This window comes from Phenylobacterium sp., assembly GCF_013911965.1.
In the GTDB taxonomy this organism is placed as follows: Bacteria; Pseudomonadota; Alphaproteobacteria; order Caulobacterales; family Caulobacteraceae; genus Phenylobacterium.
Map to the genome: position 1 here is coordinate 75,027 of NZ_JACESE010000015.1, position 24,309 is coordinate 99,335.

17 protein-coding genes are annotated in these 24,309 nt (G+C 71.6%); 15 read left to right on the top strand and 2 right to left on the bottom strand.

Annotation, left to right across the window (positions count from 1 at the left end):
* Positions 1 to 13: 13 nt before the first annotated feature.
* From murD to ligA, 15 genes are all read left to right on the top strand, one after another.
* Positions 14 to 1,429, top strand: coding sequence for a UDP-N-acetylmuramoyl-L-alanine--D-glutamate ligase (gene murD / locus H2041_RS14975; protein ID WP_293413986.1), 1,416 nt, complete (start codon positions 14 to 16; stop codon positions 1,427 to 1,429).
* Positions 1,430 to 1,446: 17 nt separating this feature from the next.
* A complete protein-coding gene (ftsW, locus tag H2041_RS14980; protein ID WP_293414016.1) occupies positions 1,447 to 2,619 on the top strand; it encodes a putative lipid II flippase FtsW in 1,173 nt (390 codons plus the stop codon).
* A 10-nt stretch (positions 2,620 to 2,629) separates the two neighbouring features.
* Complete coding sequence (murG, locus tag H2041_RS14985; RefSeq protein WP_293413988.1) at positions 2,630 to 3,730, top strand: undecaprenyldiphospho-muramoylpentapeptide beta-N-acetylglucosaminyltransferase; 1,101 nt, start codon at positions 2,630 to 2,632, stop codon at positions 3,728 to 3,730.
* Between the two features lie 33 nt (positions 3,731 to 3,763).
* A complete protein-coding gene (gene murC / locus H2041_RS14990) occupies positions 3,764 to 5,188 on the top strand; it encodes a UDP-N-acetylmuramate--L-alanine ligase (RefSeq protein ID WP_293413990.1) in 1,425 nt (474 codons plus the stop codon).
* Positions 5,185 to 6,084 carry a UDP-N-acetylmuramate dehydrogenase gene (murB, locus tag H2041_RS14995; protein WP_293413992.1) on the top strand — a complete coding sequence of 300 codons (900 nt, stop codon included), beginning with the start codon at positions 5,185 to 5,187 and terminating at the stop codon, positions 6,082 to 6,084. Before murC ends, murB begins: the two co-directional genes overlap by 4 nt.
* 135 nt (positions 6,085 to 6,219) lie before the next feature.
* Positions 6,220 to 7,254, top strand: a complete 1,035-nt coding sequence (locus tag H2041_RS15000) for an efflux RND transporter periplasmic adaptor subunit (RefSeq protein WP_293413994.1) — start codon at positions 6,220 to 6,222, stop codon at positions 7,252 to 7,254.
* On the top strand, positions 7,251 to 10,346 hold the full coding sequence (locus H2041_RS15005) for an efflux RND transporter permease subunit (protein ID WP_293413996.1): 3,096 nt from the start codon (positions 7,251 to 7,253) through the stop codon (positions 10,344 to 10,346). The genes H2041_RS15000 and H2041_RS15005 overlap by 4 nt, the downstream gene beginning before the upstream one ends.
* A gap of 77 nt (positions 10,347 to 10,423) precedes the next feature.
* A complete protein-coding gene (locus H2041_RS15010; protein ID WP_293413998.1) occupies positions 10,424 to 11,371 on the top strand; it encodes a D-alanine--D-alanine ligase in 948 nt (315 codons plus the stop codon).
* Positions 11,337 to 12,251 (top strand): cell division protein FtsQ/DivIB, encoded by a 915-nt coding sequence (locus H2041_RS15015; protein ID WP_293414000.1) that lies wholly within the window; start codon positions 11,337 to 11,339, stop codon positions 12,249 to 12,251. Before H2041_RS15010 ends, H2041_RS15015 begins: the two co-directional genes overlap by 35 nt.
* A gap of 21 nt (positions 12,252 to 12,272) precedes the next feature.
* The gene (gene ftsA, locus H2041_RS15020; RefSeq protein ID WP_293414002.1) at positions 12,273 to 13,607 is read left to right on the top strand and encodes a cell division protein FtsA; all 1,335 of its coding nucleotides are present in this window, start codon (positions 12,273 to 12,275) and stop codon (positions 13,605 to 13,607) included.
* A 301-nt stretch (positions 13,608 to 13,908) separates the two neighbouring features.
* Positions 13,909 to 15,486, top strand: a complete 1,578-nt coding sequence (gene ftsZ, locus H2041_RS15025; RefSeq protein WP_293414004.1) for a cell division protein FtsZ — start codon at positions 13,909 to 13,911, stop codon at positions 15,484 to 15,486.
* Between the two features lie 274 nt (positions 15,487 to 15,760).
* A complete protein-coding gene (lpxC, locus tag H2041_RS15030; protein WP_293414018.1) occupies positions 15,761 to 16,645 on the top strand; it encodes a UDP-3-O-acyl-N-acetylglucosamine deacetylase in 885 nt (294 codons plus the stop codon).
* A gap of 122 nt (positions 16,646 to 16,767) precedes the next feature.
* A complete protein-coding gene (locus tag H2041_RS15035) occupies positions 16,768 to 17,643 on the top strand; it encodes an outer membrane protein assembly factor BamD (RefSeq protein WP_293414020.1) in 876 nt (291 codons plus the stop codon).
* A gap of 72 nt (positions 17,644 to 17,715) precedes the next feature.
* Positions 17,716 to 19,413 (top strand): DNA repair protein RecN, encoded by a 1,698-nt coding sequence (recN, locus tag H2041_RS15040; protein WP_293414006.1) that lies wholly within the window; start codon positions 17,716 to 17,718, stop codon positions 19,411 to 19,413.
* The gene (gene ligA, locus H2041_RS15045) at positions 19,406 to 21,760 is read left to right on the top strand and encodes an NAD-dependent DNA ligase LigA (RefSeq protein ID WP_293414008.1); all 2,355 of its coding nucleotides are present in this window, start codon (positions 19,406 to 19,408) and stop codon (positions 21,758 to 21,760) included. Before recN ends, ligA begins: the two co-directional genes overlap by 8 nt.
* Before the next feature lie 45 nt (positions 21,761 to 21,805).
* On the opposite strand, the gene H2041_RS15050 is transcribed toward ligA, so the two are convergent.
* The gene (locus H2041_RS15050; protein WP_293414010.1) at positions 21,806 to 23,620 is read right to left on the bottom strand and encodes an aminopeptidase P family protein; all 1,815 of its coding nucleotides are present in this window, start codon (positions 23,618 to 23,620) and stop codon (positions 21,806 to 21,808) included.
* A gap of 51 nt (positions 23,621 to 23,671) precedes the next feature.
* A partial coding sequence (locus tag H2041_RS15055; RefSeq protein ID WP_293414012.1) for a DUF6134 family protein occupies positions 23,672 to 24,309 on the bottom strand: 638 nt, incomplete at its 5' end.

Sequence of the window (24,309 nt, forward strand, 5' to 3'; positions counted from 1 at the left end):
TGGTGCTCGTCCGATGATCCCGGTCCGCGGCTTCGAAGGCAAGACGGTGGCGGTGTTCGGCCTGGCCCGTACGGGGCTTGCGGCCGCGCGCGCCCTGCAGGCCGGCGGCGCCCAGGTGGCCCTGTGGGACGAGCGCCCAGCCGCGCGCGAGGCTGCGGCGGCCGAAGGGTTCGAGCTTGTGGACCTCAACTCCGCCGACTGGTGGAGCTTCGCCGCCCTGGTCCTGTCGCCGGGCGTCCCGCTCACGCATCCGACGCCGCACTGGACGGTCGAACGGGCCAAGGCGGCCGGCGTCGAGATCATCGGCGACATCGAGCTCTTCGCCCGCGCGGTGAACGCCGCGCCGGAGCACAAGCGGCCCAAGGTGGTCGCCATCACCGGCACCAACGGCAAGTCCACCACCACCGCCCTGATCGGCCACATCTGCGCCCATGCGGGCCGCGACACCCGCATCGGCGGCAATATCGGCTACGGGGTGCTCGGCCTCGACGACATGCACGGCGGCGCGGTCTATGTGCTGGAGGTCTCCTCCTACCAGCTCGACCTGACGCACAGCCTCAAGCCCGACGTCTCGATCCTGCTCAACATCACGCCCGACCATCTGGACCGCCACGGCGGCATGGACGGCTATGTGGCGGCCAAGCGCCGGGTGCTGCTGAACCAGGGCAAGGGCGATGTCGCAGTCATCGGCGTGGACGACGCCTACTGCCAGCGCATCTGCACGGAGATCACCGCGGCCAACCGCCGGACCATCGTGCCGATCTCGTCCTCCAAGGCCATAGGCCGCGGGGTCTATGTGCTGCAGGGCCTGCTCTACGACGCCACCGGCGAACGCGCCGTGGAGATCGCCGACCTGCTGCGGGCCCGCTCCCTGCCGGGCCGCCACAACTGGCAGAACGCGGCGGCCGCCTATGCCGCCGCCCGGGGCCTGGGCCTGTCGGCCGAGGAGGCCGCCGAGGGCCTGATGACCTTCCCGGGCCTGGCCCACCGGATGGAGACGGTCGGCCAGGTGGGCCGCGTGCGCTTCGTCAATGATTCCAAGGCCACCAACGCCGACGCCGCGCGCCAGGCCATGTCCAGCTATCCGAAATTCTACTGGATCGCCGGCGGTCAGGCGAAGGCCGGCGGCATCGAGAGCCTGACCGACCTCTTCCCGCGCATCGAGAAGGCCTACCTGATCGGGGAGGCCGCTCCCGTCTTCGCCGACGTGCTGGACGGCAAGGCCCCGGTCGCTGAGTGCGGCACGCTGGAGCGGGCCGTGGAGCGCGCCTATGCCGACGCCGCCGCGTCCGGCCAGGACGCCGTCGTTCTGCTGTCGCCGGCCTGCGCCTCCTTCGACCAGTTCGCCGACTTCGAGGCCCGGGGCGAGGCGTTCCGCGCCGCCGTCCAGGGGCTCGAGGCCCCCGTCCAGAAAGGCGCGCGCGCGTGAGCACCGCCGACCACCTGATCAAGCCGAGCCAGGCGCACGCCTTCGCCCGCAGCGACCGCTCGCCGCTCGGCGTCTGGTGGTGGACCACCGACCGCTGGCTGCTGGGCGCCGTGGCCGTCCTGATCGGCCTGGGCATCCTGCTGTCCTTCGCCGCCAGCCCGGCGGCGGCGGCGCGGATGAACGTCGGCGACCCCTTCCACTTCGCCCTGCGCCAGTGCGTTTTCGCCGTGGCGGGCGCCGGCGTCCTGCTGATCGTCTCGATGCTCGACGTGCGCGGCATCCGCAGGCTCGCCTTCTTCACCTATCTGGCGGCCATCGCTCTGATGATCGCCCTGCCGTTCATGGGGCACAGCGCCAAGGGCGCGACGCGGTGGGTGGAGTTCGCCGGCTTCACCCTGCAGCCCTCCGAATTCATGAAGCCGGCCCTGATCGTGCTGGTGGCCTGGATGTTCTCCGAAGGGCAGAAGGGGGAGGGGGTGCCCGGCGTCTCCATCGCCTTCGCCCTCTATCTGACCTCGGTCATCCTGCTGCTGATCCAGCCGGACGTGGGCCAGACGGTGCTCATCACCGTGGCCTTCGGGGCCGCCTTTTGGATGGCCGGCGTGCCGCTCTCCTGGGTGATGCTGCTCGGCGGCGTGGCGGTGTGCGGCCTCTTCAGCACCTATTTCCTCTTCTCCCACGTGGCCGACCGGGTGAACCGCTTCCTGCGGCCCGAAGCCGCCGACACCCACCAGGTGGACCGGGCGGCCGAGGCCATCGCCGCCGGCGGCCTCTTTGGCCGCGGCCCGGGCGAGGGCGTCATGAAGCGCCACGTGCCCGACCTGCACACCGACTTCATCTATTCGGTGGCCGCGGAGGAGTATGGTCTCGTCTTCTCGCTGATCGTCATCAGCCTCTTCGCGGTCATCGTCACCCGGGGCCTCTACAAGGCCATGAAGCTGTCCAACCCGTTCGAACAGGTGGCCGCCGCCGGCCTCTTCGTGATGGTGGGGCAGCAGGCGATCATCAACATCGCGGTGAACCTCAACATGATCCCGACCAAGGGCATGACCTTGCCGTTCATCTCCTATGGCGGTTCGTCCCTGATGGCCTCCGGTCTCACCGTGGGCATGGCTCTGGCGCTCACCCGACGTCGTCCGGGCGCCTATGCCCCGGCCGAGGGGCTCGCCAAGGCCGGCGCCTTCGCCTAAACGCAGAGCCATGCGCAAGCTCGCCGTGGTCGCCGCCGGGGGAACCGGCGGACATCTGTTCCCCGCCCAGGCGCTGGCCGAGACGCTCATTGCGCGCGGCTGGCGCATCGTGCTCGCCTCGGACGAACGCGTCGCCGCCTTCGCCGAGAGCTTCCCCGCCGAGGAGCGGATCGGCCTCTCGGCCAGGACCTTCAAGTCCGGCGACCCGATCGGCATGGCCGCCGCCGGCCTGGCCATCGTCCAGGGCGTGATGCAGGCGCGGGCGGCCTTCAAGCGGCTGGACCCGGCGGTCATCGTCGGCTTCGGCGGCTACCCGTCCGTGCCCGGCCTGCTCGCCGGCATCACCCAGGGCCGGCCGACGGTGATCCACGAGCAGAACGCCGTCATGGGCCGCGCCAACCGCCGGCTGGCCAGCCACGTCCGCGCCGTCGCCTGCGCCTTCCCCACCCTGCAGAAGGCCCCGCCCAAGGTGGCGCAGAACGCCGTCGTGGTCGGCAATCCGGTCCGCCAGGAAATCCGTGACCTCGCCGACAAGCCCTACCTGCCGCCGGAAGAGGGCGGCACGCTGCGCCTCCTGGTCACGGGCGGCAGCCAGGGCGCGCGCCTGCTCTCCGAGCTGACGCCCGAGGCGATCCGCAAGCTGCCCGAGGGCCTGCGCACCCGCCTGCGCGTTCAGCAGCAGACGCGCAAGGAGTCCATGGACGCCGCGCGCCGCATCTATGCCGACGCCATGGTGGAGGCGGAGATCGCGCCCTTCTTCCGCGACATGGCCACCCGCCTGCGCCAGGCGCATCTGGTCGTGGGCCGCGCGGGGGCTGGGACGGTCTGCGAGTTCGCCATCGCCGGGCGGCCCTCCATCCTCGTGCCTCTGGCCATCGCGCTGGACGACGACCAGGGCCAGAACGCCCAGGTGATGGTCGACGCCGGCGGGGCGGTCATGGCGCGCGAACACCAGCTCACCGTCGACTCCATGGCCAACGCCCTGGAGAAGCTGCTGACCAATCCCGAACGCCTGGCCCGCATGTCGGCCGGCGCCCGCTCCATCGCCAAGCCGGACGCCGCCGAGCGCCTGGCCGACCTCGTCGAACAGACCGCCGCCCAGGGCCGTTAGCGCCCGCGGCCCACCTTAAGGCCTTCCCTGACCATGAACCGCCGCCGCCCCGTCCCCTTCGAGCTCGGTCCCGTCCACTTCATCGGCATCGGCGGCATCGGCATGAGCGGCATCGCCGAGATCATGCTGCGCATCGGCTATACGGTGCAGGGCTCCGACGCCAAGGCCAGCGCCAACACCGAGCGGCTGGAGAAGCTGGGCGCGAAGATCTTCATCGGCCACGAGGGGAGCCAGGTGGAGGGCGCCTCGGCCGTCGTCTATTCCACCGCGGTGAAGCCGGACAATCCGGAGATGCAGGCCGCCCGCGAGCGGCGCCTGCCGCTCGTCCGCCGGGCCGAGATGCTGGCCGAGCTGATGCGGCTGCAGTTCTCCGTCGCCGTGGGCGGCACGCACGGCAAGACCACCACGACCTCGATGATCGCCGCCCTGCTCGACGCCGGCGGTCTCGATCCGACCGTGGTCAATGGCGGCATCATCAACGCCTACGGCACCAACGCCAAGGTGGGCGAGGGCGACTGGATCGTGGTCGAGGCCGACGAGAGCGACGGCACCTTCCTGAAGCTGAAGTCCACCGTCGCCGTGGTCACCAACATCGACCCCGAGCACCTGGACCACTACGGCGACTTCGAGGCGGTGAAGAAGGCCTTCCAGGACTTCATCGAGAACATCCCTTTCTACGGCTTCGCCGCGGTCTGCACCGACCATCCCGAGGTGCTGGCGCTCGCCGCCCGGGTGGAGAACCGCCGGCTCGTCACCTATGGCGCCAATCCGCAGGCCGAGGTGCGCGCCGAGAAGATCTCCATGGGGCCGGACGGCGCCCATTTCGACGTGGTGATCCGTCCGCTCGACGGCGAGGAGATCCGCCTGGCGGACCTGCACCTGCCCATGGCCGGCATGCACAATGTGCTCAACGCGCTCGCCGCCATCGCCGTGGCCCGTGAGCTGTCGGTGGACGCCGAGGCGATCCGCGCCGGGCTGAAGGGCTTTGGCGGCGTGAAGCGTCGCTTCACCACCACCGGCGTCTCGGGCGGGGTGCGCATCATCGACGACTACGGCCACCATCCGGTCGAGATCGGCTCGGTCCTCAAGGCGGCCCGCGCGGTGACCAACGCCCGGGTGATCGCCGTCGTCCAGCCGCACCGCTACTCCCGGCTGAAGGACCTGTTCGAGGACTTCTGCGCCTGCTTCACCGACGCCGACGTGGTGATCGTGGCCGACGTCTACGCCGCCGGCGAGGCGCCGCTGGAGGGCGCCAGCCGCGACGCCCTGGTCGACGGCCTGCGCCGCTACGGCCACCGCCGCGCCCTGGCCCTGCCAAGCCCTGAGGCCCTGCCGGAGATCGTGCTGAACGAGGCGCGCGAGGGCGACCTCGTGGTCTGCCTGGGCGCCGGGGACATCACCGCCTGGGCCTATGCTCTGCCCGACCAGCTCGACGCCCTGCGCGCGAAGGCGAAATGAGCTGGCGTGACGCCCTGCCGGCGGTCCGCGGCCGGCTGCTGCGCGACGAGCCGCTGGCGCCCTTCACCTGGTTCCGCGTGGGCGGGGCGGCGGACGTCCTCTTCCTGCCGGCCGACGCCGAGGACCTGGCGGCCTTCCTGAAGGCGCTTCCCCGCGAGGTCCCCGTCACGGTGCTCGGCGTCGGCTCCAACGTCATCGTCCGCGACGGCGGGGTGGAGGGCGTGGTCATCCGCCTGGCCGGCCGCGCCTTCGGCCAGATCGCCGTGGAGGGGACGCGCGTCACCGCCGGCGCCGCGGCGCTGGACGCCGCCGTCGCCCGGGCCGCCGCCAAGGCGGGCGTGGCGGGCCTGGAATTCTACGCCGGCATTCCTGGCTCGGTCGGCGGGGCGCTGACCATGAACGCCGGCTGCTACGGGTCGGAGACCAAGGACGTCCTGGTCTCCGCCTGGGGGATCGACCGCACCGGCGCCCGCCGGGACTTCGCCCTGGACGACTTCGGCTACGCCTATCGCCACAGCCAGGCGCCGGCCGACATCATCTGGATCGAGGCGACCTATGAGGGCCGGCCCGACGCGCCCGACGCGATCCAGGGCCGGATCGAGGCGATCACGGCCCGGCGCGAACAGAGCCAGCCGATCCGCGAAAAGACCGGCGGCTCGACCTTCAAGAATCCGGAGGGGCATTCCTCCTGGAAACTGGTCGACGAGGCCGGCTGGCGCGGCAAACCCTTCGGCGGGGCCATGTTCTCGCCCCTGCATGCCAACTTCATGATCAACACCGGCGAGGCCACGGCCGCGGACCTGGAAGGCCTGGGCGAGGCCGTCCGCGCCGACGTGAAGGCCAAGACGGGCGTCGACCTCCACTGGGAGATCAAGCGGATCGGCCGGCCCGCCTGAGGCGGCCTTCCGGCGAACGCCGATCCGCCGCATTGCCATCGCTTACGACGTAAGCTAACACTGTTCAAATTGACGGTGTGAGCATCGGAGCGGCCGGGGATGACGCGATCGAGCCTGTTGTCGAGCAGCGCGGCCATGGCCGCCGTTATGCTGCTCGCCGCCTGCGGCGGCGGGACGGAGGAGGCGGCCGAGCCGCCGCCGCCGGCCGTCGAGGCGGCGGCCGTGCGTCCCGCCGGCGGGCTTGATCGGGTCACCGCCACCGGGACCCTGCAGCGCCAGCGCGAAGCCCAGCTTTCCTTCCGCGTGCCTGGCGTCATCACCCAGCTTTCGGTGGAGGAGGGCGACCTCGTCCGAAAGGGCCAACTGATCGCGCGCATCGACCCGACGGCCGTGGAGGCCGGACGCCAGCAGGCCCTCGCCAGCCTGGAGCAGGCGCGGCGCAACTATGCGCGCGACCAAACCCTTTTCGAGCAGGGCTTCGTCAGCCGGCAGCGGCTGGACGACCGCAAGAGCGCGCTGGAGGCGGCCGAAGCGGCCTATGCGGCCGCCGCCTTCGACCGGCGCTGGGCGACGCTCGCCGCCCCGTCGGACGGGGTGGTGCTGTCGCGCCCCGCCGCGCCGGGCCAGGTGGTCCAGCCCGGACAGGCCGTGGTGGTGGTGGCCGACGCGGCCAGCCCGCTCGTCCTGCGTGCGCCGGTTCCGGACCAGGACGCCGCCCGGCTGCAGACCGGCGCCTCCGCCACCGTGCGCATCGGCGAGCGAGAGCTGCAGGGGCGCATCATCCAGATCGGCGGCCAGGCCGGACGCGCCACGGGCACGGTCAATGTCGACATCGAGATTCCGCCCGGCCCCGGCCTGCGCAGCGGCCAGGTGGCGAGCGCCGAGATCTCCGCCCCGGCCGAGGGCGGGACGGACTTCGCCCGCGTGCCGGCCGAGGCCATCCAGGAGGCGCAGAACGGCCGCGCCTATGTCCTGCGGCTGGACAAGGGCGTGGCCCGCCGGACGGAAGTCGCCTTCGGCGGCTTCGAGGGCGACGACGCCCTGGTCCGCGGTCTGCCCGCGGACGCGCGGGTCATCACCGCCGGCGGCGGCTTCGTCGGCGACGGCGACAAGGTGCAGGTGGTCGACCCGCAGGCCCTGATCGCCCAGGCGCAGGACGCCGGCTCGTGAGCTTCGATCCCGCCGGTTTCGCCGTCCGCCGCTGGCAGTTCACCCTCGTCGCCTTCGCCCTGCTGACGGTCCTGGGGCTGAACGCCTTCTTCAGCATCCCGCGGTCGGAGGATCCGCACTTCCCGATCCCGATCATGGTGGTGCGCGCCGTCCTGCCCGGCGCCGAACCGACCGAGATGGAGCAGCTCGTCGCCGACCCGCTGGAGGACGCGCTGGACGGTCTGGACGACGTCGAGGAGATCCGCTCCACCAGCCAGGACGGCGCGGCCGTGGTCCAGGTGAGCTTCGACTGGAGCGTCGAGCCCGACCGGAAGTACGACGAGGTGGTGCGCGAGGTGAACGCCATCCGCTCGCGCCTGCCCGACGGACTGGCCCTGCTGGAGGTCCGCCGCGCCCGCACCACCGAAGTCGCCATCGTCCAGGTGGCGCTCGTCAGCGACCATCTGCCCATGCGCCGCCTGGAGAAGGTGGCCGAGCGGCTGCGCGAGCGACTGGCGCGGACGCCCGGAGTCCGCCAGGCCGAATACTGGGGCGCGCCGCCCTCCGAAGTGCAGGTGGCGCTGGACCTGCCCAAGCTCTCGGCCCTGCAGCTTCCGGCCACGGCCGTCGCCGACGCGCTGGCGGCGGCGGGCGCCGAGGCGCCGATCGGCGCGGTCCACGCCGGCGACCGGCGGTTCAACGTCAAATCCGGCGGCGCCTTCCGCGATCTGGAGGCCATCCGCCAGACCCCGGTCCGCTCGGTGGACGGACGGGTCGTCCGCGTTCAGGACGTGGCCCAGGTGGGCTGGGCCCAGGCCGAGGCCACCCACCTGACCCGGTTCAACGGCCAGCGCGCCCTGTTCGTCACCGTGAAGCAGAAGGACGGCGCCGACGTCGCCAAGGTCACCCGCAGCGTCAACGCCGCCCTGGACGAGTTCGAGCGGAGCCTTCCGCCCGGCGTGAAGCTGGAGCGGGCCTTCCAGCAGTCGGAGAACGTCAAGCATCGGCTGAACCGCCTGTTCCGCGATTTCGGCCTGGCCCTGACCCTGGTGCTGATCACCCTTCTGCCGCTCGGCCTGCGGGCCGGCGTGGTGGTGATGATGTCGATCCCGCTCTCCCTGCTGATGGGCCTGGCGGTCATGCAGGGCTTCGGCTTCACCCTGAACCAGCTTGCCATCGCCGGCTTCGTGCTCAGTCTCGGCCTGCTGGTCGACGACTCCATCGTGGTCACGGAGAACATCGCGCGGCGCCTGCGCGAGGGCGAGGATCGGACCGCTGCGGCGGTGAACGGCACGCGGCAGATCTCGCTGGCGGTCCTCGGCTGCACGGCGACCCTGATGCTGGCCTTCCTGCCGCTGATGGCGCTGCCGGAAGGCTCGGGCGCCTATATCCGCTCCCTGCCGGTGGCGGTGCTGACCACGGTGGGCGCCTCGCTGATCGTCTCCCTGACCATCGTGCCCTTCCTGGCCAGCCGCATCCTGTCACGCCACGAGGATCCGGAGGGCAACGCCCTCCTGCGGACCATCAACGGCGGCATCCATCGCTTCTACACGCCGATCCTGCACCGGGCCCTGGCGCGGCCCTGGATCGCGCTGGCCATCATTCTCGGCATCTGCGCCACCACCATCCCGATGCTCGGCGCCATCGGCTCGAGCCTGTTTCCCGCGGCCGAAACCCCGCAGTTCATCGTCCGGATCGAGACCCAGCAGGGGACGGCGCTGGCCAAGACCGACGAGGCGCTGCGCTTCGTCGAGCGACGGCTGGCGCAGGAGGAGGCGATCGTCTGGCGCGCGGCCAATCTCGGGCGCGGCAATCCGCAGATCTTCTACAACGTCAACCAGGCCGAGCCGCAGCCCAACTATGCCGAGGTCTACGCCTCGCTGGAGGCCTGGGAGCCCGGCGAAAGCGGCGCCCTGCTGGACGCGCTGCGGCGCGACTTCGACCGCTATCCCGGCGCGCGCATCCGCGTGATCGTCTTCGAGAACGGCCCGCCGATCGAGGCGCCGATCGCCGTGCGGCTTCAAGGGCAGAACCTGGAGGTGCTCAAGGCGCTGGCCGGGCAGGCGGAGGGTGTGCTGAAGGCCACGCCGGGCGCCCGCGACGTGGTGAACCCCATGCGCCTGGACCGCACCGACCTCGAGCTCGGCCTGGACGAGGCCAAGGCCGCCGCGCTCGGCGTGCCGGCCGGGGCGGGGCGGCGGATCGCGCGCCTGGCGCTGTCCGGCGAGCCGGTGGCCCGCTACCGCGACGCCGACGGGGACGACTACGCCGTGAACGTCCGGCTGCCGATGGCGGGCCGCAACGAGCTTGCGGCGCTGGAGGACATCTACCTGCCGACCACGACCGGCTCGGCCGTGCCGCTGGGGGTCGTCGCCGAGCCGGAGCTGACCTCCAGTCCGGCGCGGATCGACCGCATCGACCGCCTGCGGACGGTGACGGTGACGGCCTATGTCTCCACCGGCTACCTGACCTCGGCGGTGACGGAGGACGTGGTGGCGCGGCTCGAAAGGGAGCTGAACCTGCCGCCGGGCTATACGCTGAGCCTCGGCGGCCAGGCTGAGGCTCAGTCCGAAAGCTTCGCGGGCCTCGGCGCGGCCATCATGATCGCCGTCTTCGGCATCCTCGCCGTGCTGGTCCTGGAGTTCGGCAAGTTCAAGACCGCCCTGGTGGTGGCCGGCATCATCCCGCTCGGCCTGTTCGGGGCGGTGACCGCGCTCTGGATCACCGGCAATTCGATGAGCTTCACCGCCACCATCGGCATGATCGCCCTCATCGGGATCGAGATCAAAAACTCCATCCTGCTGGTGGACTTCACCGAGCAGCTCCGCCGCGGCGGCATGGCGTTGCGCCCGGCCATCGAGCGGGCCGGCGAGGTGCGCTTCCTGCCGGTGCTGCTGACCTCGGTGACGGCCATCGCCGGCCTGACGCCGCTGGCCCTGGAGGGATCTGGCCTCTATTCGCCGCTCGCCATCGCCATCATCGGCGGCCTGGTCACCTCCACCGTGCTCTCGCGCGTGGCCACGCCGGTCATGTACTGGCTGCTGTCGCGCGGCGAGAAGGTTGTCGGGCCGGCCGCCGAGCCTGCGCCCGCGGCGCCGTCGCCGGCCCTCTGATCGGGTGAGGGCGCTTGACGGCGGCCTTCCCGCCGCCGAAGGGAGGCGCTCTCCCCACTGCAAGTCCCGAGACCCCCATGGCCTTTTCCATCGCCGGTCAACACGTCGCCGTCCTGCTGGGCGGCCTCTCGCCCGAACGGGAGGTCAGCCTCGTCTCCGGCGAGGCCTGCGCCCGCGCCCTGGAGCGGCTGGGGGCGAAGGTGACGCGGCTGGACGCCGGCCGCGACGTGGCGCTGCGCCTGACGGAGCTTGCGCCGGACGTCTGCTTCAACGCCCTGCACGGCGAGTGGGGCGAGGACGGCTGCATTCAGGGCGTCCTGGAGACGCTCGGCCTGCGCTACACCCATTCGGGCGTGCTCGCCTCGGCGCTCGCCATGGACAAGGCCAAGGCCAAGGCGGTGCTGGCCGCGGCCGGCGTCGCCGTTCCCGGCGGCGGGCTCTTCAACCGCTTCGAGGCCGCGGCCGACCACGTCATGGCCCCGCCCTATGTGATCAAGCCCAACGCCCAGGGCTCGTCGGTCGGCGTGTTCATGGTCTTCGAGGGGGCGAATCGCCCGCCGCAGGACCTCGTCGCCCCGTCCTGGACCTTCGGCGAAGAGGTGCTGATCGAGCCCTATATCCGCGGCAAGGAGCTGGCCTGCGGCGTCATGGACGGCAAGGCCATGACGGTGACCGAGATCGTGCCCAGAGCGGGCTTCTACGACTACGAGGCCAAGTACGGGGAGGGCGGTTCGGACCACGTCGTTCCGGCCGATCTCCCGGCCCATGTGTTTGAAAAGGCGATGGAGTTGAGCGAGCGCGCCCATGCCGCGCTAGGTTGTCGCGGCGTGACCCGCTCGGATCTTCGTTATGACGACATTAACGACATTCTGGTCCTCTTGGAGGTCAATACCCAGCCCGGGATGACCCCCACCTCGCTCGTACCGGAGCAGGCGGCCAAGCTCGGGGTGGATTTCGACCATCTTGTGCTCTGGATCGTGGAGGACGCTTATGCCCGCGGCGTTGCGGGGGGGACCGCAGTCTAAGGCGAAGCCCCGGCCCAAAGCGGCCTCCAGTCCCCGAAAGTCCCGCGGCGGCGCCAAGGCTCAGCCGGGCTATGCGCCCGCCAAGCTGGGCGCGGCGCGTGGCGTGGGGCTGTCGCCGGCCTACGCCCTGGGCGCCGCCGGCGCCGTGCTCGTCCTCACCCTGGCCGTGGCGCTCGCCACCGGCGACCGGGCGGAGCGGCTGGGGGCGGGAACGGAGAGCGCGATCGGCCGCCAGTTCGCGGCCATGGGGTTCAAGCTGCGCGCCGTCCATGTGCAGGGCGCCTCGCCCGCCGCCACGCGGGACATCCTGGCCGCCGCCGGCGTCTATCGCGACCAGCCCCTGCTGGGCCTCGACCTGGAAGGCCTGCGTCAGCGGGTGGAGGCGGTCGGCTGGGTCAAGGACGCCCGCGTGGTGCGCCTGCTGCCCGACACCCTCGTCATCGCCGTGACCGAGCGCCGTCAGCTCGCCGTCTGGCAGCACGAAGGCCGCAGCTTCGTCATCGACGAACGGGGCGAGGTGATCCCCGAGGCCCAGGCCATGGACTTCGCCGACCTGCCGCTGGTGGTGGGCGAGGGGGCCAACCGAAACGCCGCGGCCATCCTGCCGCGCGTGGCGGCCCGTCCGCGCCTGCTGGCGCGGGTCGAAGCCCTGGTGCGCGTGGACGATCGTCGCTGGGACCTGCGTCTGAAGGACGGGTCCCTGGTTCAGCTTCCTGCGGTCGACGAAGAAGCGGCCCTCATCCAGCTCGAGCAGCTCGACCAGCGCTCGCGCATCCTGGAACTCGGTTTTGAACGGATCGACCTGCGCGATCCGACGATGGTGGCGGTCCGTCCGCGCGACCATGGCCAGCCCGGCCAGATGGTCGCCGACGGCGCCTAGGTGTCAGAAGGAAGAAGAAGCGTGCCGTTCGGGGCCAAGACCGTCGACCGGAAGGACAACCGCGAGAGCCTGAAGGCCGCCCTGGGGCGTCAGCCCCTGGTGGCGGCCGTCGATCTCGGCGCCTCCAAGGTCTCCTGCTTCATCATGAAGCCGGACGGCGTCCGCCGGGCCGACCGCACGCTGACGGCCACGGGCGTCGGCTATGTCCAGTCGCGCGGCATCCGCGGCGGCTCGATCGTCAATCTGGACGAGGCCTCCGACGCCATCGCCCAGGCCGTGGAGCGGGCCGAGAACGTCGCGGGCGTCAACGTCCAGGGCGTCACCGTGGCGGTCGCCGGCGGCCAGCTGGCCAGCCACCGCATCGCCGGCCGGGTCTCCCTGGGCGCCAAGCCGATCGCCGACCACGACCTGGTGCGCGCCATCCACGCCGCGCTCGCCCAGGTGAAGATCCCCGACCGCCGCGCGGCCCATATCCTGCCCATCGCCTGGCGCGTCGACGGCCAGAGCGGCGTCCGCGATCCGCGCGCCATGTTCGGCCGCAGCCTGGCGGTGGAGCTGCTCGTCGTCTCGATCAGCGAAGCCGCCTTCCAGACGCTCGGCGCCTGCGTCGAGCGCGCTCACCTGCAGTTCGAAGGCGTCGTCGCCGCGCCCTTCGTTTCGGCGCTCGCGGCGCTGGAAGAAGACGAGATGGACCTCGGCGCGGTTTGCATCGACATGGGCGGCGGCTCGACCTCCGCCGCGGTGTTCACCGCCGGCAGCCTCGTCCATGTGGAGACCCTGCCGGTGGGCGGCCAGCACGTGACCGCCGACATCGCCCGCGGGCTTTCCACCTCCCTGGCCGGCGCGGAGCGGATCAAGACCCTGCACGGCAGCGCCATCGCCTCGGCCAACGAGGACCGCGAGATGATCGAGGCGCCGCCGCGGGGCGACGATCCGGGCGCCGGGCCGGTGATCGCCCCGCGCTCGCTGCTCAAGGGCATCATCGCGCCGCGCGTCGAGGAGACGCTGGAACTGCTTCGCGACCGGCTCAAGGCCTCCGGCGCGCCGGTGGAGCCGGGGGCGGGCATCGTCCTGACCGGCGGGGCCAGCCAGCTGGCCGGCGTCCGGGAGGTGGCCGTCCGCGTCTTCGACCGGCCCGTGCGCCTGGGCCGGCCGCGCCGCGTGCCGCACCTGGCCGACGCCGCCTCGGGACCGGCCTTCTGCGCGGCGGCCGGCGTGCTGCACCGCGCCGCCTTCGGCCCGCGTGAGGCGGTCTCGGCCAACGCGATGACAGGTGCGCGAATTCGGCGCGAATCCTTGGATCCCCGGGCCAATCCGGTGGCCAAGGCCGCCGCCTGGCTGCGCGAAAACCTGTAAGGTCAAGTTTAGTTTCGGCCGGCCAAGATGAGTCGCAAGCGGCAAAGCTTGGCCAGTCCCTGCGCCACGCCGCCGCAGGCCTGAGTCAGGGTGACGCAGCAAGCTTGCCGCAAAGTCGCCACAGCCCTTACGCCACAAGAAAATATACACGTTCCACGGATCGACGGACCCGCGACTCAATGTAAGCGGTTTACGTTCGATTAAGGATGGTGGTCGCTTAGTTAACCGCATCCCAATCGAAGCGCGCTGCGGGCGGGTCGCGTGCGCTTCATACAGAGATTTGCGGAGGACGCAGGGTCCTATGGCTATTGCATTGACGGCGCCGCGCGAGACGGAACTGAAGCCGCGTATCGTAGTGTTCGGCGTCGGCGGCGCGGGCGGCAACGCGGTCAACAACATGATCGAGGCCCATCTCGAGGGCGTCGAGTTCGTGGTGGCCAACACCGACGCCCAGCAGCTCGCCTTCTCCAAGACCGACCGGCGCATCCAGCTCGGCGCGACGGTGACGCAAGGCCTCGGCGCCGGCGCCCATCCCGAGGTCGGCATGAGCGCGGCCGAGGAGTCGATCCCGGAGATCGGCGAGCACCTCGACGGCGCCCACATGGTGTTCATCACCGCCGGCATGGGCGGCGGCACCGGCACCGGCGCGGCCCCGATCATCGCCAAGTGCGCCCGCGAACGCGGCATCCTGACCGTCGGCGTGGTGACCAAGCCCTTCCACTTCGAGGGCCGCCACCGCATGCGTCTGGCCGACTCCGGCATCGCCGAGCTGCAGCGCTATGTCGACACCCTGATCGTCATCCCGAACCAGAACCTGTTCCGCGTGGCCAACGAGCGGACGACCTTCGCCGAGGCCTTCGGCATGGCCGACCAGGTGCTGCACTCCGGCGTGCGCTCCATCACCGACCTGATGGTCCTGCCGGGCCTGATCAACCTCGACTTCGCCGACGTCCGCACGGTCATGACCGAGATGGGCAAGGCGATGATGGGGACGGGCGAGGCCTCGGGCGACGACCGCGCCCTGATGGCGGCCCAGAACGCCATCCAGAACCCGCTGCTCGACGAGGTGTCGCTGAAGGGCGCCAAGGCCGTGCTGGTCAACGTCACCGGCGGCCTGGACATGACCCTGCTGGAGGTCGACGAGGCGGCCAACGCCATCTCCGAACAGGTCGACAGCGAAGCCAACATCATCTTCGGCGCGGCCTTCGACCCGTCGCTGGAAGGCATGATCCGCGTCTCGGTCGTGGCGACCGGCATGGACGGCGCGTCCATCGCGGCGATCGAGCCCAAGGCCGAAGTGCGCCGCCCGGCGGCCCCTGCGCCGCAGCCGGCGCCGATCCGCCAGCCCGAGCCGGCTCGCCCGGTGGCCCAGCAGCCGACCTATGAGCGTCCGGCCGCCTACCGGCCGCCCGAGCCCGCGCCCCGCGCGCCGGAGCCGCAGGCCTACGCCCCGCCGCCCCAGCCCCAGGCGCGCGCGCCCGAGCCGCCGGCCGCGGCCTATGACGACGAGCCGGAGGTCCAGCGCGATCTCTACGCTCCGCCGCCGGCCCCCGAGCCGCAGCCCCAGCCGGCCGCCCAGGCGCCGCAACAGCGCCCGGTCACCCGCATCGTCGATCCGATGGTGGCCGAGGAGGGCGAGGACGAGCCCCTGTTCACCGACAACGCCTATGGCGACGACCGCCGCCAGCGCGGCGGCTTCCTGAGCCTGTTCGGCGGGCGTCCGCGCTACGACACGCCGCCGGCCCCCGCGCCGGCGCCGGCTCAGAGCCGTCCCGCCGCCAGCCGCGGCGGCGCTCAGGCCGCCGAGCAGCCGGAGGAGAGCGGCGACGCCGGCGAGGATCTGGAGATCCCGTCCTTCCTGCGCCGCCTGGCCAACTAGGCGTCCGCGCCAGTTCCGTTTCGGCGACGGCCGGATCCATTCGGGTCCGGCCGTTGTTGATTCCCGCGCCGCGCGAACTTGCGTCAGGCTAAGCGGCTGAAAGCGTTCAAACTTTCATGGTCCAGTTCACGCGAAACATTCGGAAACAGGACGTGCTTTGCGGCGCCGCAACAGAGCGACTATCTGGCCTGTGGGGCAATTCGCGGCCGTCACTGACGGGCCGCGCCTCCTGTTCGTTAAGAAGGTTACCGTCGTGTCCGCAGCCAACGCCGTCATCGCCTGCCAGCATACCGTCCTGGGCCCGGCCATCTTTGCGGGCGTCGGCGTCCACACCGGCGCGCACGTCCGCGTGGCGGTGCGCCCCGCGCCGGCCGACGCCGGCGTCGTCTTCGTGCGCACCGACGTGACCGACCGCGACAACCGCGTGCCCGTGTCGGGCGAGGCGGTCTGCAAGACCCAGCTGGGCACCGTCATCGGCAACGCCGACGGCGTCACCGTCTCCACCATCGAGCACCTGATGGCGGCCTTCGCCATGCTCGGCGTCGACAACGCCGTGGTCGAGCTCGACGGCCCGGAAATGCCGATCATGGACGGCTCGTCCGAGCCTTTCGTCCAGATCCTCGACCAGGCCGGCCGCCGTCGCCAGGAGGCCCCGCGCCGCTATATCGAGATCCTCGCCCCCATCGAGGTGGTCGACGGCGACAAGAGCGCCCGCCTCCTTCCGGCCGAGCGCTTCGAAATGGCCTTCGAGATCGCCTTCGCCTCGCCCGTCATCGGCCGTCAGGCGGTCGACCTTCCCATGGACGAACAGGCGTTCCGTCGGGAACTGGCCGACTGCCGCACCTTCGGCTTCGCCCATGAGGTTGAGGCCCTGCGCGCCATGGGCCTCGCCCGCGGCGGCTCGCTGGAGAACGCCGTCGTCATCGAGGGCGACCGCATCCTCAATCCCGAAGGCCTGCGCCGCCCCGACGAGTTCGTGCGCCACAAGGCGCTGGACGCCATCGGCGACCTCTATGTGCTGGGCGCGCCCATCGTCGGCCGTTTCGAAGGCAAGCTGGCGGGCCACGGCATCAACAACCAGCTGGTGCGCGCCCTGCTGGACCAGCCGCAAGCCTGGCGCGTGCGGACCTTCGCCCCCGAGCTCGCCCTGGCGGTCTGACCTTCCGTTTGCGCGACCGTCCGTGTGGTGTAGAAGCGAGGGCTCGCGGCGCGGGGGCGCGCGTTGGTCCTTTTGAGGTGAAGGTGTCTCTGCTTCACAATTCCCTGCGGGGTCCCGCCGTGATGGCGGTCCTCGCCGCTCTCGCCCTGACAGCGGGCTGCGCCGGCCGCGAAGAGCGGCCCCGGCTGGTCTATGAAGAGCGCCCGGTGGAGCTGCTCTACAACACCGGCGCCAACCGGCTGGACCGTGGCCTGTGGAACCAGGCGGTGGACTATTTCGCCGAGGTGGAGCGCCAGCACCCCTATTCGGTCTGGGCCCGCCGCGCGATCCTGATGACGGCCTACGCCCACTATCAGGCCAACGACTACGCCGAGGCGATCGCCGACGCCGACCGCTTCCTCACCCAGGCGCCGGGCAATCCGGCGGCGGTGTACGCCTACTATCTGAAGGCCATCTGCTACTTCGAGCAGATCGTCGACGTGGGCCGCGACCAGGCGGCCACGGGCCAGGCGCTGGCCGCCCTGCAGGAGGTGGTGCAGCGCTATCCCGAGAGCGAATACGCCCGTGACGCCCGCCTGAAGATCGACATGGTCCGCGACCAGCTGGCCGGCAAGGAAATGACGATCGGGCGCTACTATCTGCGCAACGGCGACACGCTCGCCGCCATCGGCCGCTTCAACACCGTCATCGACAGCTACGAGACCACCAGCCACACGCCCGAGGCGCTCTACCGTCTGGTGGAGGCCTATCTGACGCTGGGCCTGGCCGAGGAGGCCAAGCGCAACGGCGCGGTCCTCGGCTTCAACTATCCCGGCACGGTCTGGTATCGGGACGCCTATGACCTGCTCACCAGCCGCGGCCTGCGACCGGCCAACGCGCCGGAATCGGCCGAGCGGCGCGGCCTCTTCTCGCGCCTGCCCTTCGTGGGCGGCGGCGAAGAGGAGGGCGAGCTCGTCCAGGACAAGGATGCGACCCTGCGCCCGCCGACCACCAACTAGGCGTGCGGGATTAGAACCTAAGGCGAACGTGCGGGCTTCCGCCCGAAGCGATTCCAAGCAATCTTGCGGCCCATGCTGATCGGACTGTGGATCCGCGACGTGGTGCTGATCGAGGCGCTCGACCTGCCGATCGGGCCGGGGCTGACGGCCCTGACCGGCGAGACGGGGGCGGGCAAGTCGATCATCCTCGACGCCCTTGGCCTGGCGACCGGCGCCCGCGCCGAGGCCGCGCTTGTCCGCCAGGGCGCGCCCCAGGCCCAGGCGACGGCCCTGTTCGCGCCGGCCCCCGATCATCCGGTGTGGGCGGTGCTGGAGGAGAAGGGCCTGGCCTATGATCCCTCCGAAGACCTGATCCTGCGCCGCACCGTCTCGGCCGACGGCCGCAGCCGCGCCTTCGTCAACGACCAGGCCACCAGCGTCGGGGTCCTTCGCGAGCTCGGCGGCCTGCTGATCGAGGTGCATGGCCAGCACGAAACGGTGGGCCTGCTCGATTCCCGCACGCACCGGCCGCTGCTCGACGCCTATGGCCAGCTTTCCGCGCCGCTCGCCGTGGTGGCGGAGCGGTGGAAGGCCTGGCGTGCGGCGCAGGCCCGCCGGGACGAACTGGCCGAGATGGCCGATCGCGCCGCTGCGGAGATGGAGGAGCTGTCGCTGCGCCTCTCCGAGCTCGACCGGCTGGAGCCGCGGGAGGGGGAGGAGACCGAACTCGCCGAAATCCGCGCGGTGCTGGGGGCCTCGGAAAAGGCGCTCGCCGACATCGCCTCGGCGCGCGAGGCGTTCGAGGGCCTGTCGCCGCGCATGGGCCAGGCCATCCGGGCGCTGGAACGGGCGCGCGAGCGGGCGGTCACCGCCGGGGCGGCCGACGACGGCCCCGCCGTCAGCCGGCTGGCCGCCGCGTCGGCGGCCATCGACCGGGCCCTGGTCGAGGCGCAGGAGGCCGAGGCCGCCATTGACGCGGCCGCCGAGGCGTTCGATTTCGAGCCCGAGCGTCTGGAGAAGACCGAGGAGCGGCTGTTCGACCTGCGGGGCATGGCCCGCAAGCTTTCGGTCAGCGTCGAGGAGTTGCCGGCCCTGCGCGTCCGCTTCGCCGAGCGCCTGCGCGCCGCCGAAAGCTCGGGCGAGGATCTGAAGGCGGCCGAGGCCGCGCTTGCCCAGGCCCGGTCCGACTATCTGGCCGCCGCCCAGACCCTGAGCGAGGCGCGCGCCGCCGCGGGCGAACGCCTGGCCGCGGCCGTCATGACCGAGCTCGGCCCGCTGAAGCTCGACAAGGCCCGCTTCCGCGTCGCGCTGGAGACCCTGGCGCCGGAAAAGGCGGGCCCCGCCGGCCAGGACCGCGTCGCCTTCGAGATCTCCACCAATCCCGGCGCGCCCTTCGGCGAACTGGGCCAGATCGCCTCGGGCGGGGAGCTGGCGCGCCTGGCCCTGGCGCTGAAGGCGGCGCTCGCCGGCCGGGCCGAGGGCGCCCAGCCGCTGATGATCTTCGACGAGGTGGACCAGGGCGTGGGCGGGGCCGTGGCAGACGCGGTGGGCCTGCGCCTGCGCCGGCTGGCGGCCGACGCCCAGGTGCTGGTGGTCACCCACAGCCCGCAGGTGGCCGCCCGGGCCGACGCCCACTGGCGCATCAAGAAGGCGGGCGATGCGCAGAGCGTGCGCACCGCCGTCGAGGTGCTTTCCCCCGACGACCGCGAGGAGGAGATCGCCCGCATGCTGGCCGGCGCGGAGATCACCGATGCGGCTCGCGCCGCCGCCCGGGCCCTGATGCATGCTTGAGACGCCGAACCCCAGGCCCCCGGCCGAGCTTTCCGAAGCCGAGGCCGCCGAGGAGCTGACCTGGCTCGCCGACACCCTGGCGGCCCACGACATCGCCTATTTCCAGGAAGACGCGCCGAAGGTCTCCGACGCCGAGTACGACGCGCTCAAGCGCCGCAACGCCGAGATCGAGGCGCTCTTTCCGGACCTCATCCGCGAGAATTCCCCGAGCCTGAAGGTCGGCGCGGCGGCGTCCGCCCAGTTCTCCCCGGTCGAGCACGGCGTGCCCATGCTCAGCCTGGACAACGCCTTCTCCGACGAGGAGGCGGTGGAGTTCGACGCCCGCGTGCGGCGCTTCCTGCGCCTCGACGGCGAGACCTTCGCCTATACGGCCGAGCCCAAGATCGACGGGCTGTCGGCCTCGATCCGTTACGAGAAGGGCCAGCTGGTCCGCGGCGCCACGCGCGGCGACGGGCGGGTGGGCGAAGACGTCACGGCCAATCTGCGGACCATCGCCGACATTCCGCACCGGCTGAAGGGATCGGGCTTTCCCGACGTGATCGAGATCCGCGGCGAGGTCTATCTGGAGCACGCGGGCTTCCAGGCGCTGAACGATGCGGCCGAGGCCGCCGGCCAGCGGACCTACGCCAATCCCCGCAACGCCGCGGCCGGTTCGTTGCGGCAGATCGATCCGAAGATCACCGCCCAGCGCCCGCTGCGCTTCTTCGCCTATGCCTGGGGCCTGACCAGCGAACCCTTCGCCGAGACCCAGTGGCAGGCGCTGGAGCTGCTGAAGGCCTGGGGGTTCCAGACGACGCCGCAGTCCCGGCGGGTGGAGGGGGCGCAAGGCCTGCTCGACGCCTACCGCGACATGGAGGTGGAGCGCCCGAAGCTCGGCTTCGACATCGACGGGGTGGTCTACAAGGTCGACCGACTGGACTGGCAGCACCGGCTGGGCTTCGTCTCGCGCTCCCCGCGCTGGGCCATCGCGCGCAAGTTCCCGGCCGAGCAGGCGCGCACGGTCCTGAACGCCATCGACCTGCAGGTGGGCCGCACGGGCGCGGTGACGCCGGTGGCCCGGCTGGCGCCCGTCACGGTCGGCGGCGTGGTGGTCGAGAACGCCACGCTGCACAACGCCGACGAGATCGCCCGCAAGGACATCCGCATCGGCGACACGGTCATCGTCCAGCGGGCCGGCGACGTGATCCCGCAGGTGGTCGGCCCGGTGCTGGAGGCGCGCCCGGCGGAGGCCGCGCCGTACGACTTTCCCGAGACCTGTCCCTGTCCGCTGAAGACGCCCCTGGCGCGCGAGACGACCGCCTCAGGCGCCGAGACGGTGGTGCGCCGCTGCACCGGCGAACTCGCCTGTCCCTTCCAGCGGATCGAACACCTGAAGCACTTCGTCTCGCGGCGGGCCTTCGACATCGAGGGCCTGGGCGAGAAGCAGCTCCAGGCCTTCTTCGATCGCGGCTGGATCAAGGAGCCCGCCGACATCTTCCGTCTGGCCAAGGACCAGGAGAAGCTCGACGAACTGCGCGGGACCGAGGGCTACGGCGAGACGAGCGTCGCCAATCTGATCGCCGGCATCGAGGCGCGCCGAGCCATCCCGCTGGATCGCTTCATCTACGGCCTGGGCATGCGCCACATCGGCGAGACGACCTCGCTGGCGCTCGCCCGCAACTTCGAGACGGTGGAGGCCTTCCTGGCCGCCGCACGGGCGGCGGCGGCGGCTCTTGAAGGGGAGGCCCACGCCCAGTTCGTGCATCTGGAGGGCGTCGGGCCGACGGCGCTGGAGGCCATCCTCGCCTGGGCCGAGGCGCCGCCGCGCGACCTGCTGGTGCCCGACGAGGCCAGCTTCGACACCCGCGCCAAGGCGGCGATCCCGAAGCTGAACAGGACGGCGCGCGAGGCGCTGGAGCGGCGCTTCCACGACTGGGCGGCCTTCGAGCGCGCCGCCCGCGCGGCCGTCGAGCACCGGCCGGGCGAGGCCTTCCGCGAACTGGAGGCGGTGGACGGCGTCGGCCCCGTGGCCGCGCGGATGATCGGGACCTTCTTCGCCGAGGACCACAACAACCGCACGGTGGAGAACCTGCTGGCCGAGCTGGAGGTCCAGCCGGCCGAGCGGCCCAAGACCGACACGGCGGTGGCCGGCAAGACGATCGTCTTCACCGGCAGCCTCGAGCGCATGACCCGCGACGAGGCCAAGGCCCAGGCCGAGGCGCTGGGCGCCAAGGTGTCGGGTTCGGTGTCGAAGAAGACCGACCTGGTCGTGGCCGGCCCCGGCGCCGGCTCGAAGCTCAAGACGGCCACCGACCTCGGCATCGAGGTCATCAGCGAGGACGACTGGCTGAAGCTGGTGGCGGGCTAGCCGTGGTCCTTTCCCCTCCCCGCAAGGGGGAGGGGCTTTCAGGTGCTACAGCGCCGCGCAGGCCTCGGTGAGCCAGGCCTTGACCTCGCCATCGACCAGCGGGCCGACCTCGCGCAGGACGCGGGCGTGGTAGGCGTCCATCTGGCCGCGTTCCTCCGGGCTCAGCATGTCGACCACGATCAGGCGGCGGTCGATGGGCGCGAGCGTCAGGGTTTCGAAGCCCAGCATGGGCCGCTCGCCGCCGTCGATCTCCTTGGCCGCGGTCACATACTGCAGGTTCTCGATGCGGATGCCGTAGGCGCCTTCCTTGTAGTAGCCGGGCTCGTTGGAGACGATCATGCCGGGCTTCAGGGCCACGCTGTTCGGGGCCTTCGAGATGCGCTGCGGCCCCTCGTGGACGCCCAGATAGCTGCCGACGCCATGGCCGGTGCCGTGGTCGTAGTCGAGGCCCGCCATCCACAGCGGCGCGCGCGCCAGCGCATCCAGGGCCGAGCCGGTGGTCCCGGCCGGGAAGCGAATGCGGGCGAGCGCCAGGTGGCCCTTCAGCACCAGGGTGAAGCGCTCGGCCATCTCGCGGGAGGGCTCGCCGATGGCGACCGTGCGGGTCACGTCGGTGGTGCCGTCCAGGTACTGGGCGCCGGAATCGACCAGCAGCAGGGAGCCGGCCTCGGTGCGCCTGTTCAGCCGCTCGGTCGGGCGGTAGTGGACGATGGCGCCGTTGGAGGCCGCGCCTGCGATGGTGTCGAAGGAGAGGTCCTTCAGCGCGCCGGTGGCCTCACGGAAGCCTTCCAGCTTGGTCACCACCGTCTTCTCGTCGGGCAGGCTCACCTGCGCCTCGGTGGCCAGCCAATGGAGGAAGCGGGCCAGCGCCGCGCCGTCGCGCACATGGGCCTTGTGGGCGCCTTCGATCTCCACGGCGTTCTTGCAGGCCCGCGGCAGGGCGCAGGGATCCTCGGCGCGGATGGTCTGCGCGCCGGCGCCCTCCAGGGTGTCGAAGTACCAGGCCGAGGACTGGCCGGCGTCCACCAGCACCTTCTGGCCCTTGAGGCTTGCGAGCGCGCCTTCCAGTTGGTCGGGCGTCTCCAGGCTGACCTCGTTGCCGAGCCAGGCTGGCAGGTCGGGCGTCACCTTGGCCGGGTCGAGGAAGAGGCGGGCCGAGCCGTCCTTGCGCAGGATCGCCTGGGCCAGCGGCAGGGGGCTGCGGATCACGTCGCCGCCGCGGATGTTGAACAGCCAGGCGATGGAGGCCGGGGCGGTGAGGACGGCGGCGTCCGCGCCCTTCTCGGCCACAGCCTCGCCCACCCGGGCGCGCTTGGCGCCGGACTCTTCGCCAGCGTATTCGAGCGGATGGGGAACGACCGGGGCCTGCGGCTGGGCGGGGCGGGCGGCGCCCCAGGCGGCGTCCAGCGGGTTCTTCGCCACGGGCTTCAGCGTCGCCCCGGCCTTCTCCACCGCCGCGCGGATTCGGGCCAGCGCATCGGGGCTGTGCAGGCGCGGATCATAGCCGATGGCCTGGCCCCTGGCCGCGGCGGTCTCGAGATAGGCCGGCACGCCGCCCTCCACGAGGTCGCGGATCTCGAACAGGCTCTCGTCCACCTGGTCGCGGACCTGCAGCGTGTAGCGCCCGTCGACGAAGACGGCGGCCTTGTCCTTCAGGATCACCGCGGCGCCGGCCGAGCCGGTGAAGCCGGTGGCCCAGGCCAGGCGGTCGTTGGCCTCGGGCAGATATTCGTTCTGGTGCTCGTCCTCATGCGGCACGAGGAATCCGTCCAGGGCCTGCTCGGCCATGGCCTGGCGGATCAGGGGGACGTGCTTGGGGCCGAAGGAGCGGTCGGTGGTTTCATCGAAGGTCTGGCGCATGGGGAAGATTTAGGCCTCCGCGGGGCCCGGCGCCACGGGAAGTTTTGCCCGTCAGAGCCGGCGGTAGAGCAGGGTCGACCCATCCTCGAGCCTGCCGCGCAAACCGGCCCAGACGCCGCCTTCGTCATACCAGTTGTCGATCTCGGCCTCGCCCCGCACCGACCAGCGGGTGGCGGCGACCGTGGCGCCGGCCGCGGTCTGCACGCGCTCGCGCCCGCCCCGGGAAACGCTGACCTTCAGGAGCTTGCCGAGCTGGGGATTGAACAGCGGCCCGTCGAAGGCGGCCGTATTCCAGTGGGTGAGGGGCGCGGTCCCGGCGGGGGCGTTCACCTGGCCGCCGGGGCCCTCGATGCGCACGCCGGCGCCGGTGGCCTCGGCGCTGACCCGCTCGCGCTTGCCGTTGGAGTTGGTCTGGGTCGAAAGGGCGGCGAAGTCGCCGTCGCGCCAGCGTTCGGTCGCCGTGTGGGTGTAGCGGAAGACGGGCACGGGGCCGAGCTTCACGATCATCTCGGCCTCGGTCGAGACGTCGACCCCGCCGCCGCTGCGGGAAAACCGCATCAGGTGCTCGCCGACGCGGTCGCCGTTGCGGAAGACGGCGAAGGCGAGCCGCCCGCCGGCCGGCGGCGCGGCGATCGCGAGCGACGGCGGAAGCGCGAGGCCGAGGCCTGCGGCCATCAGGCTGCGGCGGG